Origin of the sequence: Thalassobacillus sp. B23F22_16 (assembly GCF_043496955.1) — a bacterium.
GTDB lineage: Bacteria > Bacillota > Bacilli > Bacillales > Halobacillaceae > Thalassobacillus > Thalassobacillus devorans_A.
Genome location: NZ_JBIEKD010000005.1, coordinates 110,715 through 126,462, shown reverse-complemented (window position 1 = coordinate 126,462; position 15,748 = coordinate 110,715). Strand labels below are relative to the sequence as shown.

Genomic DNA, 15,748 nt, shown 5'->3' with positions numbered 1-15,748 from the left:
TAGTTATCCCTACCCTTGTCAGAAAATTAAAAACAGGTATTTCTTGGATTTTGTCGAATTATTCGGATTTTATGATAGGGATGGTCTCAAAATTAATCAAAATAAATTATGACAAAAGACTTATTTGATACATTCTGTAAAGAAAACGTAATATAAATGTCGTTTTATTCCCTGTTTTATTATAGAATAAACATAGACATTATGAAGGAGGAACAACAGTGCGCACGTTTTTATTAGCCTTATTGGTCATTTTCATGATCAGCTTCGGAGTCATTGGCTATACGGACACGGGAGAAGAAGGCGAAATTGAAATCAAGGACGATAATCAAACCGAACATTTGGTTATCCAGAGTATTGCCACCTTTATCAAATAATAAAAATCCGCCTGTCATGGAAGACAGACGGATTTTTTTACTGGTTCATGACTTTTTCAAAATTGAACGCAACACTTGGCGTAATATCGGCAAATAATGACCGCTTCATAATCTGTAACGCATTACTGTTATCTTTTTTATCTTCCGATGCGACCAGATCCTCAGGGATATAAAGGTCATACTCGCGCATGTAGGCACCGTTAGCTGTAAATAATACACACATATCTCCTGTCAATCCTGTCAGGATGAGCCGATCTACTCCCATTTGTGTCAGGAGGATATCCAGCTGAGTACCATAAAAGCCGGAGTGTTTTGGTTTGATAACAAAAAAGTCGTCATTAGCCGGTCTCATCTTTTCAACGATTGGTCTGCCTCTTCCTTTTCTGCACTCTTCAACTATTTCTTCAGCATTATCCTGCCAGAGGCCAAAGTTGTCATTGACATAAATGACAGGAATGTTTTTGGCTTTTGCCTCTTGCTTAAATGTATGGAGGTTATCTATCATTTCCAAGCCATTTTCAAGTAAGTCTTCTCCTCCATCAAAATCCATTTTATTAATGACATCTATAATCAACAAGGCTGTATTGGACTGCTGCATTCTATTACTCCTCTATGATTCGTATTTTGGCGGTTCAGCCGGCATGATTCTTTTATGTGCCGATTTCCGGTGTAGAGCTTCAATAATTTCTTTATCTTTCTCCGCTATTTCTTCGCCTCGCAAGTACGCGTCAATCGTATCGTAGGAAACACCCATTTCTTCCTCATCCGTTTGACCTTCCCACAATTCTGCACTCGGTTTCTTGTCGACGACCTGAGAAGGTACACCTAGATAGCGAGCCATCTCCTTGACTTCTCCTTTAGTCAAGTGGATAAGTGGGACAAGATCGACACCGCCATCCCCATATTTCGTGAAGTATCCGGTATAATGTTCAGGAGCATTGTCTGTCCCTACCACCAGATAGCCGTAATTTGCAGCGACTGAATATAAAGTGCTCATACGCAGTCTCGCCTGGAGGTTAGCACCGTTCAACTGAGCGTTCTTTTCATTCCAATCCTGACTTTGCCGTAACTGTTCCTGTATCTCGTTATAAGTGGTCTGATAACTTTGGGTCAACTCGATACCAACATATTTTAAATCAGCTTCTTGCACTACTGCCACGGCGTCCTTTTGATCTTCCACTCGCTGATTAATTGGGAGGATGACACCGATGGAGTTTTCCGGAAAAGCCCGTTTGATCAGATTCGCTACTACCGCGGAATCAATTCCTCCACTTACACCTACCAGGGCACCGTTAAGTCCAGCATCCTCTACCTGCTGCCTTATCCAAGTAACTAGATGTTCGACTCGTCTTTCCATACTCATTGTATCTCTCCTTCTTTTTAACCATTTATCTATACCTCAAGTTCCTTTCCAGACCTGTTTCTAAACATTCTGGTTTACTCGGTTGTATGTAAGGAAATAATCCTATACAGATTGACATGTAAGGAGAGAGATTATGCCGAAGCCATATAGACGCGCCCTTCAATTCAGCATGACACTTGCTGCTTTGATTTTTATCATGACCATTGTGTTCATGCAGATCGAAAACTATTCATTTTTTGATAGTTTCTGGATGACAATCGTATCCGTTTTGGCCATCGGATACGGTGATTTAGTTCCTGTCAGCAATGCAGGAAAAATTTTCGCCATGTTGTTTGTTCCGCTTACCATGGGGTTTTCAACCTACCTGCTGACCTTTGTGGCAGCATCCATGATTGAAGGTCGAATATCAAAAAAATGGGAGAGAAAAAAGATGGATAACCAGATAAAAATCACTATATTATTTGTGGCTACGGCCGTGTAGGGGAACAGGTTCTAAGAGAGTTTTCCGAGCAGAATTATGAGGTGGTTATCATCGACAATGATGAAGAAGCAGTAGAAAAGATTCCGGAAGACATCCCTTACATTAAGAATGATGCGAAAAGGAATGACGTGCTCAACCATGCGGGGATTAAGAGAGCAAAGGGAATCGTCATCACTACTTCCGATGATGCTGCGAATGTTTTTATTACACTGACAGCCAAGGGATTAAATAAAGACATTGAGACAATTGTACGGGCAGAAGAGTTTGAAACTGAAGATAAAATGAGACGTGCCGGTGCTGACCATGTCGTCAACACGAATGATATAGGCGGAAGAAGAATGGCTCTTTCTATGATCAAACCTGCCAGCATCCATTATATCGATTCCATCATGCATGCAGAATCCGGCCATCATAAGGTAGAGGAAATTACGATCGGTCAAAACTCTAAGCTTGCCAATAAAAAAGCAACCGAACTTCGCACTCAGGATGATTACGGGATCTCCGTCCTTAGGATTGAACGTAAGGGAGAATTTATTGGCCTGGCAGATAAAGATGCCATTATCCAAACGGATGATAAATTGATCCTGTTCGGCGATGCAGAGAACATTAAATTTTTTACAGAAAGCTCATTTGAATAAGCACTCCGGGCAAATGACTTTAAAAACTTCTTATCGTGCGTGATAATAACAGACAGATGAATTATTATTGCAGTCGTTTTTAAAGGAGTGCTGATCATGATAGAAAAAGAAAGACAGGTGCTAGTCATTTTCCCTCACCCGGACGATGAAGCGTTTGGTGTTTCCGGTACAATTGCGTCCTATATCAATCAAGGGACGCCTCTGACTTACGCCTGCCTAACATTGGGAGAAATGGGAAGAAATCTTGGCAAACCTCAGTTTGCCAACCGTGAAACCCTCCCATTAATTCGAAAAGAGGAATTGAAGCTTGCTGCAAAAGCAATGAGGATTGAAGACTTGCGGATGATGGGGTTTCGTGACAAAACATTGGAATTCGAGGATGATGAAAAAATGACCCAATTGGTCCGCGACCTCATTAAAGAGCTCAACCCGTCATTAATTATTACTTTTTATCCAGGTTATGCTGTCCATCCCGATCACGAGGCTACTGCCCGTGCTGTTATACGCGCAGTTCGCGAAATTACCCCCGCAGACCGCCCGAAACTGCATTGTCTTGCCTTTGCGAATAATACATTTGAAGAACTTGGTGCTCCAAATGTCATCAATGATATCAAAGCAGTGAAAGAGCAGAAACTGGATGCCATGCGGGCTCATATTTCACAAACGGCCCGGATTCTGGAAATGATCGAGGAAGGTATGAAAGTCAATGATCCAGAAGCGTTGAAATGGGTAACCAAAGAGAGCTTTTATACGTATGACTGGAACAACGATACCGTAAGCTGAAAAGCTGTCCTGCCGGGCAGCTTTTTAACTTGTGAAGGACCCGCGTTTTCCTAAGCGACTCCCTAAACCATACACCACGATAAAGAACTTTACATCGTTTAGCGCTCCTTATGGGCGGGTACATATTAAATACAATATTGCATAGAAAGGAGCATACTTTCATATGGCAGATAAAAAAGGTCTAAGCGATAAAATGAAAGCCGGCGTGTCAAAAGCCAAAGGCGAAATGAAGGATCAAGTCGGTAATGCAAAAAACGACCCTAAGATGCAGGCAGAAGGAAAAAACGAAAAGGATAAAGGTGAATTTCAGGAGAAAAAAAGTGAAATGAAAGATCGCTTTAATAACGGAAAATAAAAGCAAAGAACAAAAGCGCAAGCGCCTTGCTCACCCCCGACAAGCTTAAGACAAGCCTCGCCGTGACGTTTTTTGTCACAGAGAGGATTGACTTAAGACCTCGAGGGGGTAGGCGCTGGAGCTGGATGGGACCAACCACGTAAAGTTATCCACAAAAAGAAAATTTTATAATTTCCTAGACAACGACGAAAAGCCGCTTCCTGGTTCAGGATAGCGGCTTTTCTTATGTTTCTGTATTCATTTCTTTAGGTTTTCGAACAATGCTGAGCACACCAGCTATTATATAGAATAACCCGGCGACCACAGCGACACCAATGGTTACAATAGTGGCCATAACCGCAATGACAATCAATAATATCCCGGCAAGCTTTGGCTTTTTATTTCCTTTTAACATATAGATGGCCCATATACCAGCAAGTAAAGCAATCACAGCTGTTATTATAATGACCATCGCACCATCAGCTATCCCTTCTATCATCTGGTCAATATTGACCTCCTCCAGGTTAGCTTCAGGATCCTGCTGAATAGTTCCTTCCAACGTGTTCCTGAAATCAGGATTGTCTTTCGCATTAAGTACAATCCCAAGCATCCCGGCAATCAGGCCAAAGAGCGCAATCCCGATGCTGGTCACTACTATTTCGGCAGTCCGCTTCATACATTTTCAACTCCCATATAAAGGTTGCATTATTCCTGTTTTTCATTAAAAAGAATAACATACCAGTCAACGATAGGTTCTAGTAAAAAACCCACTTGCCTGAATAATTGTTCAGGCAAATGGGCATCTATTACTTACTTCTCTACATTTTGCAGTTTTTTCTTTTTCGCTTCTTTTTCACGTTCATTCTTATTCAAAATCTTTTTACGGATACGGATGGATTCCGGAGTAACTTCACAGTACTCATCATCATCCAAATATTCAATCGCTTCTTCCAGCGTAAGTTTACGAGTCTTTTTGATCGTATTCGTGGTGTCTTTGTTAGCAGAACGGATGTTGGTCAAATGTTTTTCCTTCGTAATATTAACCGTCAGGTCATTATCACGATTATGCTCTCCGACCACCATGCCTTCATAAACTTCTGTACCTGGATCGACGAAAATAGTTCCACGATCTTCCAGGTTCATAATGCCATACGTGGAAGATTTCCCTTTATCCAGTGAAACAAGTACACCTTGACGACGACCGCCAACTTGCCCTTGGGCAAGAGGAGCATAGCCATCAAATGTGTGGTTCAAAATTCCATACCCACGTGTCTGAGATAGGAATTCAGTCGTGTAGCCGATCAGGCCGCGGGAAGGTACAAGGAACTCCAAACGGACTTGTCCATTACCATCGTTGACCATGTCCTGCATTTCACCTTTACGAAGTCCAATTGATTCCATAACCGCACCTTGATATTCTTCCGGAACATCAATTTGGACGCGCTCTACTGGTTCACATGTTATGCCGTCAACTTCTTTCAAGATAACTTTCGGTTTGGATAATTGGAGCTCAAAGCCTTCACGGCGCATGTTTTCCACAAGAATAGACAGGTGGAGTTCTCCTCGGCCTGCTACGATCCATACGTCAGGTGATTCTGTAGGTGTAACACGCAGGCTGACATCTGTTTCAAGCTGGGTCATCAAACGTTCTTCAATTTGACGGGAGGTAACATACTTGCCCTCACGTCCGGCAAACGGACTATTGTTCACGAGGAACGTCATTTCAAGTGTCGGTTCATCGATACGTGGAATTTCCATTGCCTCTTGATGATCAGGAGGACAAATGGTTTCTCCGACGTTGATATCTTCCATACCGGAAACTGCAATAATGTCTCCAGCTTTCGCTTCTTTAATTTCGATACGTTTTAGACCGATGAAGCCAAACAACTTCGTCACGCGGAAGTTTTTGACGGATCCGTCTTTTTTCATCAGGACGACAGATTGTCCAACTTTGATACTGCCGCGGAAAATCCGGCCGACTCCGATTCGCCCGACATAATCGTTATAATCAAGCAAAGTAACCTGGAACTGCAATGGGTCATCTGAATTCTCGACAGGTGCCGGAATATTATCCATAATTGTCTGGAACACCGGGTCCATGGTTTCTTTTTGAGTCTCTAATTCAGCTTCTTCACTGGAAGTTCCATTCAATGCAGATGCATAGACTACCGGGAACTCCAATTGATCTTCATCAGCACCAAGCTCGATGAAAAGGTCCAATACTTCATCAACGACCTCTTCCGGCCGGGCACTAGGACGGTCGATTTTATTCAATACGACAACCGGCGTCAATTTTTGTTCTAATGCCTTTTTCAATACAAACCGTGTCTGCGGCATGCACCCTTCATAAGCATCGACGACCAGTAATACGCCATCGACCATTTTCAGGATCCGTTCTACTTCGCCGCCAAAGTCCGCGTGGCCGGGAGTATCCAGAATGTTAATTCGGGTATCATTATAGTTAATCGCGGTATTTTTAGCTAAAATCGTAATTCCGCGTTCTTTTTCTAAATCATTCGAATCCATTGCGCGTTCGTCCACATGCTCATTGTCCCGGAACGTGCCGGAATAACGCAACAATTGATCGACTAACGTAGTTTTTCCGTGGTCAACGTGAGCGATGATCGCTACGTTACGGATATCATTTCTGTGTTGCATGGTGCATACACTCCTCTTTTGCTTTTAGAAAAGCCTGACTTTACGTACAAAATTATTCAACTTGACTATTATAACACAATAACAACTATGATAATACACCTAACTTATATTTTGCTATTCTTCCCATTTACGATTCAATAAAATCAATTATTTGATTGCAATTGTCAATTCATAGTCTTATATAACATAAAAAGATATTTCGAAAAAGTGCCACAAAGTTGCCACAAGATTATACGGACAGGTTCATAGTTTTTCTTTCATGCAAATGATAAGCTATAAATGAATGTGATTATTTACAAGTAAGGGAGTCATTATGATGAGAAAATCGTTGTTTTTACTAGGATTTTTTATTACGGCTATCGTACTTACTGCTTGCGGAGGAGATCAGTCCGGAAATGCTGAAGAAGAGGAAATGGAGCCGATGATCGCAACAGAAGTGATCATGCCTGAAGATATCCAGCCAGGCGAAGAAGCTACTTTTAAGGCTAAGGTTACCCAGGGAGATGAAGCTGTCGAAGACGCTGACTATGTAAAGTTTGAATTTTGGGCGGAAGGTAATAATGAGGATGAAGATAATGAAAAAGTGGAGGCCGAACATAAAGGTGATGGCGTGTACGAAGTCTCCTATACTTTCCCGGAAGAAGGAGTATATTTCTTATATGCACATACTCAGGCAAGAGATATGCACGTCATGCCTAAAGAACAATTAACCGTTGGGAATGGAAACACGGAAGAAGTACAAGAAAAGGCAGAGGAGAACCATTCTGATGAACACCATGATTCTAAAGATATAAAGGTTGATTTTGACTCCAACGGAGAGTGGAAACCAAATGAAGAAGCTAAACTGAAGGCAGACATAACTCAAAACAAAAAGCCGTTCGAGAATGCAACCGTCCAATTTGAAATTGTTTCTGACAAGCTGGAGAAACATATATTTGTTGACACCACTGAACAAAAGCCCGGTGAATATGAAGGAAAATATACCTTCCCTTCAACTGGTAACTATGAGCTAATAATCCATTACGTAAAAGAAGACACCCATGACCATATAAGCAAGCAAGTGAAAATAAACGAATAGGTACAAAAGCGCAAGCGCCTTGCTAGTAATGACGTTCGACTAAAAACGGCACGTCCTCAAAAAAGACCTTGTCTTTTTCTGCGATGTACTTTCGGAGATGTAGTTCTAGTGTGCCAACGTCGAACTGACCTGCATCCTCGAAACAGAAAACCACTTTTTCTTCGTGCGATGTTGTTCTAAGAAGCATTCCTTGTCCTGCAGGCCCCCGACAAGCTTAATACAAGCCTCGGCGTGACGTCCTTTGTACTTTTAGACCGATTAAGAGTAGAAAAGGTTTAAAGTATAAGTAAAACTAAGGCTTTCGCCATAAACCATTGGCGATAAGCCCAGTTTTTCTAATCACAGAGAGGATTGACTTAAGACCTCGAGGGGGTAGGCGCTGGCCGATGAAAGCGCCACGTCCTGTGGCGACATCGGTACTAGCACGTCCTGTGCGTCGGAGCTGGATGTAACCCACCACGTAAAGCTATTCACAAAAAGAGAATTTTTTTATTTTCCCAGATAGTTAATAAAGCAGGCCTGTCTCAAGGTCTGCTTTTAGTTATCATTGCTTTATAATCTTAAAAAGCCTGTCATACTCCCTGGCGCTGGTCATATCCAATTCAGTAAGCCCCTTGGCATTCCAGGAAGTTAATTTCATCGTGATCACTTTATAATCGATATTTATTAAAGGATGATGCTGTATCTCCTCGGCATATTCAGCAACCTGATTGACAAAATGCACGCCCGTCAAATAATCTTTAAAGCGATATCGTTTGACGATCCACTTATCATCTTCCAATTTCCACCCATCAAGCTGCTCTACTTCCTTGACCTTTTGTGCATCAGAAAACCTTTCCACTACCCTTCCCCCTTTGTTGTTATTCTGCTGTGGTCCCTGCTGTCAGCTTTAAAAACTCTTCCACATCTTCTGTACATACTTTCATGGCATCTTCCCAAAATTCCTGCTGCTCAAGATTTACCCCCAAATGCTTTTCTGCCAAATCTTCCACCCGCATTTTCCCGGTATCTTGTAGTAAAGAAATGTACTTATTTTCAAATTCTTTCCCTTCCTTTAACGATTGGGCGTAGATTCCTAAACTGAACAAATAACCAAACGTATATGGGAAATTATAGAAAGGTACACCAGTAATATGAAAATGAAGCTTGGATGCCCAGAAATATGGATCATATTCTCCTAATGCTTCCTGGTAGGCTTCTCTTTGAGCATCGACCATCAGCTCATTTAATCGCGCTGTTGGTACCATCCCCTGCTTTCTTTCTTCATAAAAACGTGTTTCAAATAGAAACCTGGCATGGATGTTCATAAAAAAGGCGACGCTGCGCTGTACTTTATCTTCCAGCAATACTGCTTTTTCCGTTTCATTCTTCGCATGCTTGACAGCTGCGTCAGCAACAATCATTTCCGCAAATGTAGAAGCAGTTTCAGCCACATTCATCGCATACCCCTGGTTTAAAATGGGAAGGTCATTCATCACATGCTGGTGATAGGCATGACCCAGTTCGTGTGCCAGTGTTGCCACATTAGAAGGTGTACCTGAATATGTCATGAAAATTCTCGTTTCTTTGCTGTCCGGAAAACTGGTGCAAAAACCTCCCGGGCGTTTTCCTGGCCGGTCCTCCGCTTCAATCCACCTTTTGTCAAAAGCCATTTCCGCAAACTCAGCCATTTTTGGACTGAACTTACCGAACTGTTCAATAATAAAAGCTGCCCCCTCATCATAGGACAATTTCTGATCAGCTCCCCCGATCGGAGCACCTACATCATAAATCGCAAGCTTATCCAGACCTAGTAGATCCGCTTTTCGGCTAAGATACTTAGTGTAATATTTTTTATATTTGGTGATAGCATTCCACATGGCATGAAGGGTTTGCTTATTCATACGATTAATGTCCAGGGGTTCTTTTAATGTATTATTCCAACCCCGGTGTTTATAAGTCTGCAGTCGGAAACCTGCTAAATGATTAAGGGTTTCGGTAAATAAATCACTCTTCTCTTCCCAGGCCTCCTGGAGTTTACCTGCTGCTTCTTTTCTTACTTCCCGGTTGGAAGAACTCAATTTATTGGATGCCTGCCCGACCGATAACTCCTTTCCTTCTACCGATATCGTCATTTTTCCTACTATGCTGTTATAGACTTGTCCCCAGGCATGATAGCCATCTACACTCAAATCATTGATTAAAGATTCCTGGTCTGCTGGAAGCTTTTCTTTAGCACGTTTACGCCTTTCTTCCAGTACATAAGATACAGGCGAAAGTGAATCCTCTTGAAGCAGCCCTTCCCAGTGCTGATCACCGACCTCCACCAGTTTCTCATCAAGTTTCGTCAGGATGTTGCTATAATCTGCCCCAAGTTGACTGCGCTTCGCCAGCCATTCTTTCGCTTTGATATCTTTGACATCCTGGGCAGTCAAACAGCTTACGAAAGCCCCTATTTCTCTGATCCTCCTGGTCACTGTCTGGAGTATATCCAAGACCCCTGTAAGTAGTGCAGCATCACCTTCCTGGTTTTCGAACGACAAGGCTTCTACCTTGTCTTTAAGTTGAAGCATGAATTGTTCTGTTTTCTGTACGTAGCTTTCAAATTCTTTGGAATTACTTTCTCCAGGAAATAAACTATCAAGGTCCCATTTCAGATTATATGTATTCAATACAGGCGCCTCCTTTTTATGTATACATTTTCCATTATAAAGAAATTTCAGATAATTAGCCACTTCGATATATAATAAAAAACCTATGTTCAGCCACTCGCTTATACATAGGTTTACATTGTAGCTATTTGTTTTTCGCTAAAGTCTTTTGATTCATCCTTTTCAATCGTAAAATGATATTTCCCTTGCATGTATCCAGTGTCTTTAAGTGAGCGAATGAACTTTTCTGCTTCTGCTTTCGTTTTAAAACTTAACTCTCTTTTGCTTTCACTATAAAGAAAATTGATTTCTGTTCTTTTATTAAACCATGCTACTACTTTAAAACTCATCCGTATTCCCCCTCCACAAAATAAATAGTGAAACTGATCCTAAGCATGTTTCTACAACGGGAGGTCAAGAGTGAAAGACTACAAATGTTTCTTTTTTTATTTAATATGTATATTTTAACATTATCCGACTTCCTTTTTATATATATTCATAAAGAACAGGAGATAAGTCTTATTAAAGATAACTAAATATTCCGAATTATATTTCATTTTTAGGTAATTAGACAGGGACACTGTCAGGAAGCAGATGGTTTGTAGACACAAATGTTTTCATTCATAATAAATGAACTAGTTATCGGAAGGTAGGATGACAATGAAAAACCATGCGGGTTACCAAAAAATGATACTTCCCGGGCACTTGTCTTTTGGTTTGTCGATACCAATAGAGAACCATGGTAAACAGGTACCTCATATGCAAAATCAGGTAGAAATGGCTCAGCTTGCTGAAAACAAGGGATTCCGGAGTTTATGGCTGCAAGATGTTGTATTGGAAGATCCTACATTTGAAGACCCTGCTACCGGACAAATATACGATAGTTTTATCTATTTAACCTACCTTGCAAGCCATACCAGTTCCATCAACCTTGGAACAGCAGCAACTGTTTTTTCTTTACGCCATCCGCTCCGGACGGCAAAGGAAACAGCCAGCATCGAACGGTTATTTCCGGAACGGCTAATGCTGGGAGTGTCCTCAGGAGATAGACGGAAGGATTTCGCAGGCTTGCATATTCCAGTCATGGAGCGTGGACAATGGTTCCGAGATGCCTTCAACTACTTTCAACAAGTACTTTATGAAGAGTTTCCATCCCTTGACTCACCACTGGGTCAAATAGAAAAAGCCAACCTTGTTCCTAAACCGACGAAAGAAATCCCCATCTTCCTAACTGGGTATGCTCAGCAAACATTAGAATGGGTAGCTGAACACGGACATGGGTGGATGTTTTACCCCCAGCGCCCGGAACAGCAGGCCACAACGATTAGAGAATATCGAAACCTGGCAGCAAAGTATAGCACGGAGGAGCATCGTGCCTTCCTCATGCCATTGCCTTTGGATCTGACTGCTGATCCTGACCACCCTTATGAAAAAATCCCTGCCGGCTACAGGACCGGACGAAATGATTTACTAGAAATATTAACAGCCTACCGTGACGCCGGAGTCAATCACATCTTTTTCAATCTATCCCAGAGTAAACGCCCGGTCAAGGAGGTAATCAGTGAATTAGGTGAATATATTCTCCCGTATTTTCACTGGTAAGAACTGAATAAAAGCGCAAGCGCCTTGCTCACCCCCGACAAGCTTAAGACAAGCCTCGCCGTGACGTTTTTTGTCACAGAGAGGATTGACTTAAGACCTCGAGGGGGTAGGCGCTGGAGCTGGATGGAAACCACCACGGAAAGTTATCCACAAATAGAAAATTTTATAATTTCCTAGACTATAAAAAACAGGAGGTGGTAAAGATGGCTTCGAAACCTGAAATTATTTTACTAGGGACTTACCATATGGCAATGAATCCTGAATCGGTTAATCAACATCAGGGGGAGATATCAGAGATTATTCACGAGCTGAAGGAATTCAACCCCACAAAAATCGCGGTCGAAAAAAGCTTTTTGCTTAGCAAGGAAGTCAACCGCAGGCTGCAGGAATATATCGCCGGGACTTTTAGGCTGGGTTATGACGAGGTGGACCAATTTGGTTACCGTCTGGCCAAAGAGCTAGATCATAAGGAACTTTACACAATTGATGAAGAGGTGAACATGACCAGTCCGGCCTTGAACCAGGTATTTGAATGGGCAGAGAATTACCAGCCTGATTTGTTAACGCAGATTATTGAAATTCAGCAGCAGCTGGCGAAAATGGAACCGGAAGACTCCTCCCCGCTGCATCGTCTTAAAGCTATCAACAATGCTGATTACAGCTCTACTCTTGAAAAATTGTATTTGAAACTCACCTTGATCGGTAACCATCAGCATCAAGTGGGGGCAGCATGGTTGAAACAATGGCACCAAAGAGACTTATCTATTTTTGCTAATGTCAGCCGTTTGGCAGTTAATGGCGATCGCATTTTGCTTCTAATCGGCAAAGACCACCTTCCGCTTTTGAATCACTTTTTTGATGGAAGCGGAAGTTTTGAAATGGTTCCAGCATACGAATATCTCCCCAAATAAAAACCTCCACTCTCTTATAAAGAGTGGAGGTTTTGCCTTTATTTGTGAGGGGGCTGATCCTCATTGTGTTTTCTTTTTCTTCTCATACGTTCCAAAATTCGCTTACGGTTAATATGAATGGTCTTTGGTTCATACCCTTCACTAGCCTCGATATCTTCATTGGAAGCTTTCATGAAGGATAATGCCAGCATGAACATAATAAAGATCAACGGGAATCCGCCGATTATGCTGGCCGTCTGCAGCGTTTCAAGTCCACCAAGAAACATGAGCGCCAACGGAAGCAGACATAAAGCAAATGCCCAAAATAACCGGTTCCAGCGCAATGGTTCTCCATCCACTTCTTTTTGTACAACTGCGGAAAGGATGTAGGAACTAGAATCAAAGGTGGTGGCAAGGAAAATGATTGCCAATATCGTAAATATAAGCACCATGAACTTCGCTAATGGCAGCTGGCCGATAATTGCAACAATGGCTGCAGGTGCGCCATGCTCGTTCATATAACCAATGGTATCAAAGGATCCCGTCATCTGCATGTACAGTCCGAAGTTGCCCATGATACCGAAGAAAAGGATACATCCTAGCGTTCCATATACCATCGTACCAAGGATCATCTGCCGGATCGTACGACCTCTGGATATACGGGCCACAAACAAACCGACAAACGGGGCATAAACAAGCCACCAGGCCCAATAGAAAATAGTCCATCCTTCCGGAAAGCCAGTTTCTTCGAATTCGCCAAGGTTACCGAACGGCTCAGTCCACGTTGCCATTTTAAAGAAATTATCCAACAATATGCCAACGCTGTTCGTAGTCGTCTCCATGATAAACCTTGTTGGTCCAAATAAAAATATGAAGCCTAATAGAAATAGCGCCAGCCATAAATTGATATCACTAAGCAGCTTGATCCCTTTTTTCAGTCCGGAATAAGCACTGAAAGCAAAAATCGCTGTACATATAAGTAATATAAATGCCTGCATCGTCATATCAGCTTCAAAACCGGTCAAATCGCTGATACCTTCTGCAATCATTGGAGTACCAAGTGCCAGGGTTGTACCTGCTCCTCCCATCAATCCGAACATGAATAAAATATCAATGATATATCCAAGCGGACCATCCACTGCTTTTCCTAGTAATGGCCTGCAAGCTTCACTGATTTTCAGTACAGGCTTTTTCCTGACATAATAGAAATAAGCAATCGGCAGTGCAGGAAGTGTATAGATCGCCCATGCGATCGGTCCCCAGTGAAAAATACCATAAGCAGTTGACCACTGGATCGCTTCTTTTGATTCTGGTTCAATACCGAATGGCGGTCCTTGATAATAATACGCCCATTCGATAACGGCCCAGTATAAAATACTGGAACCGATCCCGGCCGCAAACAGCATTGCTGCCCAGGAGAAAGAATTAAATTCAGGCTTCTCTCCCTCGTCCCCTAATAAAATATGGCCATTTTCACTGAAAGCCACAAATATCAGGAAAGCGAAAACCAACAAACCCATGACTAAGTATAAGACGCCGAAATTAGAGGTCATGAAGGTGTTCGCCTGATCCACCAATGCTGCTCCGGCTTCTGGGAAAATAACAAGTGGTACGACCACCAATAGCAACAAGGCAAAGGCTCCTATAAACGTGGGCCAGTCAATTATTTTAGTATTCATTTCACTACCTGCCTTTCATATTTTGTTATGATTATTACAACTACAATTTGAAGTGACTTTAAGTAGAGGTTTTCCTTACACCAGTTAATTACTGTATCAAAACCTTTATGAAGCAACAAACCGGCTATACTCCCTTTTCGCAGTGTGACAGTAAAATATCTCACGCTAGAAAGAGCCTATGTCGAATTATATACTATTTTGTCGAATTAAAACGAATCTCCAAATTGCAAATCGGAGGCCTAATCAAGCTTCTAATAAATTCGTCTTTACATACCCACGTTATTTATCAATTCGTCCGTAATGGAGAGGTGGTCTCGGGGCGGTAGGATTGGTGCTTTTGTATCTGCCCTATCCTGGAGCCAATCAAATCGAACTCTCCAAGTCGTTACCTTAGCATTTGCAGGCACAGGTATTTGGATATTCTTCCTGAGAGAATTTTGGTTATTATCTTCAACAGCTTTGCTATTAAGTTTGCTCTATTCCCTCCCATTTATTAATCACCTCATTAAGGTGGGAGGTTATGATATGGGATTTAAAAGCAGGAATATTTCGGTTGCGGTGATAGCGAATATGTGAAATGGAACCCGTATTACCGGATTGAATATAGGGTTTGGTTATAATTTAAAGCAACTGGAAGTCTGCACGCAGTCTTTCTTATGGAGGAGAAAGGAGAAGGATAAAATGAGGAGTTGGCGGAATTGGGATGAATGGCTCAATCCCTTGTATTTTCCATTAGTAACAGCCATACCTGTCGAAACATGGCTGTTGATTTCTATACAAACAAAAACGTGGAATGCAGTAGAGTTGACCACCTTTATCATATCTGCGCTATTCTTAGTATTTGCGGGAATTGTAGAATTGAGCGCTGAAGAAATAAAACATCGTTTTTTTGGCCACCTTTACTTGGGAAGTGCTGTGGTCTTTGGGGGATTAGGGTACCTCTTTTTTTGAGTTTCCCTCCCCCTTTTGTTATATAAAAAAAAGCCACGGCAGGATCATCGGAATCATAATGATCAGGGTCACGGTAAGCCAGGCGGTAGAGTTTTCATTCGCCAATTGCTTTCGGTAAGACATCCCCCATGCCATTAGAAGCAGGAGGGTGACAATGATGCTTCGTAAATGGAACGTGTCATCTTTATTCATCATGAATATATAGATTCCGCCTTCGATAAGAAGCATAATGCCTACTAATGAATTGAATATATGGGTGAAACGTTTGCTCACGCTTGTTCACTCCT

At 42.0% G+C, this 15,748-nt stretch carries 18 protein-coding genes; 9 read left to right on the top strand and 9 right to left on the bottom strand.

All coding sequences use genetic code 11. The annotated features are described in order from the left end of the window. The first annotated feature begins 218 nt into the window (after positions 1–218). Complete coding sequence (locus ACGTNI_RS06345; RefSeq protein ID WP_394460855.1) at positions 219–374, top strand: hypothetical protein; 156 nt, start codon at positions 219–221, stop codon at positions 372–374. A gap of 37 nt (positions 375–411) precedes the next feature. Here the strand turns inward: ACGTNI_RS06345 and ACGTNI_RS06340 are convergent, their stop codons facing one another. Together ACGTNI_RS06340 and nadE are read right to left on the bottom strand one after the other, a co-directional pair. Continuing rightward, complete coding sequence (locus tag ACGTNI_RS06340) at positions 412–972, bottom strand: cysteine hydrolase family protein (RefSeq protein WP_394460853.1); 561 nt, start codon at positions 970–972, stop codon at positions 412–414. Positions 973–984: 12 nt separating this feature from the next. Then, a complete protein-coding gene (nadE, locus tag ACGTNI_RS06335; RefSeq protein ID WP_394460938.1) occupies positions 985–1,731 on the bottom strand; it encodes an NAD(+) synthase in 747 nt (248 codons plus the stop codon). Between the two features lie 139 nt (positions 1,732–1,870). Between nadE and ACGTNI_RS06330 the strand changes: the two genes are divergently transcribed. The 4 genes from ACGTNI_RS06330 (at position 1,871) to ACGTNI_RS06315 (ending at position 3,994) form a co-directional block, all read left to right on the top strand. Continuing rightward, a complete protein-coding gene (locus ACGTNI_RS06330) occupies positions 1,871–2,218 on the top strand; it encodes a potassium channel family protein (protein ID WP_394460851.1) in 348 nt (115 codons plus the stop codon). After that, the gene (locus ACGTNI_RS06325; RefSeq protein ID WP_394460936.1) at positions 2,194–2,856 is read left to right on the top strand and encodes a potassium channel family protein; all 663 of its coding nucleotides are present in this window, start codon (positions 2,194–2,196) and stop codon (positions 2,854–2,856) included. The genes ACGTNI_RS06330 and ACGTNI_RS06325 overlap by 25 nt, the downstream gene beginning before the upstream one ends. Positions 2,857–2,955: 99 nt before the next feature. Continuing rightward, positions 2,956–3,639 (top strand): bacillithiol biosynthesis deacetylase BshB2, encoded by a 684-nt coding sequence (gene bshB2, locus ACGTNI_RS06320; protein WP_394460934.1) that lies wholly within the window; start codon positions 2,956–2,958, stop codon positions 3,637–3,639. A 163-nt stretch (positions 3,640–3,802) separates the two neighbouring features. Beyond that, a complete protein-coding gene (locus tag ACGTNI_RS06315; RefSeq protein WP_394460849.1) occupies positions 3,803–3,994 on the top strand; it encodes a CsbD family protein in 192 nt (63 codons plus the stop codon). A gap of 223 nt (positions 3,995–4,217) precedes the next feature. On the opposite strand, the gene ACGTNI_RS06310 is transcribed toward ACGTNI_RS06315, so the two are convergent. Further along, on the bottom strand, positions 4,218–4,649 hold the full coding sequence (locus ACGTNI_RS06310) for a DUF4064 domain-containing protein (RefSeq protein ID WP_085505516.1): 432 nt from the start codon (positions 4,647–4,649) through the stop codon (positions 4,218–4,220). Positions 4,650–4,783: 134 nt separating this feature from the next. Then, positions 4,784–6,631, bottom strand: coding sequence for a translational GTPase TypA (typA, locus tag ACGTNI_RS06305; protein ID WP_394460847.1), 1,848 nt, complete (start codon positions 6,629–6,631; stop codon positions 4,784–4,786). Between the two features lie 316 nt (positions 6,632–6,947). Here typA and ACGTNI_RS06300 point away from each other — a divergent pair, with 316 nt between their 5' ends. After that, positions 6,948–7,709, top strand: coding sequence for a FixH family protein (locus ACGTNI_RS06300; protein WP_394460845.1), 762 nt, complete (start codon positions 6,948–6,950; stop codon positions 7,707–7,709). 544 nt (positions 7,710–8,253) lie between these two features. Here ACGTNI_RS06300 and ACGTNI_RS06295 read toward each other — a convergent pair. From ACGTNI_RS06295 to ACGTNI_RS06285, 3 genes are all read right to left on the bottom strand, one after another. After that, positions 8,254–8,550 carry a 4a-hydroxytetrahydrobiopterin dehydratase gene (locus ACGTNI_RS06295; RefSeq protein WP_394460843.1) on the bottom strand — a complete coding sequence of 99 codons (297 nt, stop codon included), beginning with the start codon at positions 8,548–8,550 and terminating at the stop codon, positions 8,254–8,256. Positions 8,551–8,569: 19 nt separating this feature from the next. After that, positions 8,570–10,360 (bottom strand): M3 family oligoendopeptidase, encoded by a 1,791-nt coding sequence (locus ACGTNI_RS06290; RefSeq protein ID WP_394460841.1) that lies wholly within the window; start codon positions 10,358–10,360, stop codon positions 8,570–8,572. 113 nt (positions 10,361–10,473) lie between these two features. Beyond that, on the bottom strand, positions 10,474–10,689 hold the full coding sequence (locus ACGTNI_RS06285) for a hypothetical protein (protein ID WP_085505511.1): 216 nt from the start codon (positions 10,687–10,689) through the stop codon (positions 10,474–10,476). A 310-nt stretch (positions 10,690–10,999) separates the two neighbouring features. On the opposite strand from ACGTNI_RS06285, the gene ACGTNI_RS06280 reads away from it, so the two are divergent. Then, positions 11,000–11,941 (top strand): TIGR03571 family LLM class oxidoreductase, encoded by a 942-nt coding sequence (locus tag ACGTNI_RS06280; protein ID WP_394460839.1) that lies wholly within the window; start codon positions 11,000–11,002, stop codon positions 11,939–11,941. A 203-nt stretch (positions 11,942–12,144) separates the two neighbouring features. Next, complete coding sequence (locus ACGTNI_RS06275) at positions 12,145–12,852, top strand: DUF5694 domain-containing protein (protein ID WP_394460837.1); 708 nt, start codon at positions 12,145–12,147, stop codon at positions 12,850–12,852. Positions 12,853–12,890: 38 nt separating this feature from the next. Here the strand turns inward: ACGTNI_RS06275 and ACGTNI_RS06270 are convergent, their stop codons facing one another. Then, positions 12,891–14,510 (bottom strand): BCCT family transporter, encoded by a 1,620-nt coding sequence (locus tag ACGTNI_RS06270; protein WP_394460835.1) that lies wholly within the window; start codon positions 14,508–14,510, stop codon positions 12,891–12,893. Positions 14,511–15,191: 681 nt separating this feature from the next. Here ACGTNI_RS06270 and ACGTNI_RS06265 point away from each other — a divergent pair. Continuing rightward, positions 15,192–15,461 (top strand): hypothetical protein, encoded by a 270-nt coding sequence (locus tag ACGTNI_RS06265; RefSeq protein ID WP_394460833.1) that lies wholly within the window; start codon positions 15,192–15,194, stop codon positions 15,459–15,461. Positions 15,462–15,479: 18 nt separating this feature from the next. Here the strand turns inward: ACGTNI_RS06265 and ACGTNI_RS06260 are convergent, their stop codons facing one another. After that, positions 15,480–15,734, bottom strand: coding sequence for a hypothetical protein (locus ACGTNI_RS06260; RefSeq protein WP_394460830.1), 255 nt, complete (start codon positions 15,732–15,734; stop codon positions 15,480–15,482). Between the last annotated feature and the right edge of the window lie 14 nt (positions 15,735–15,748).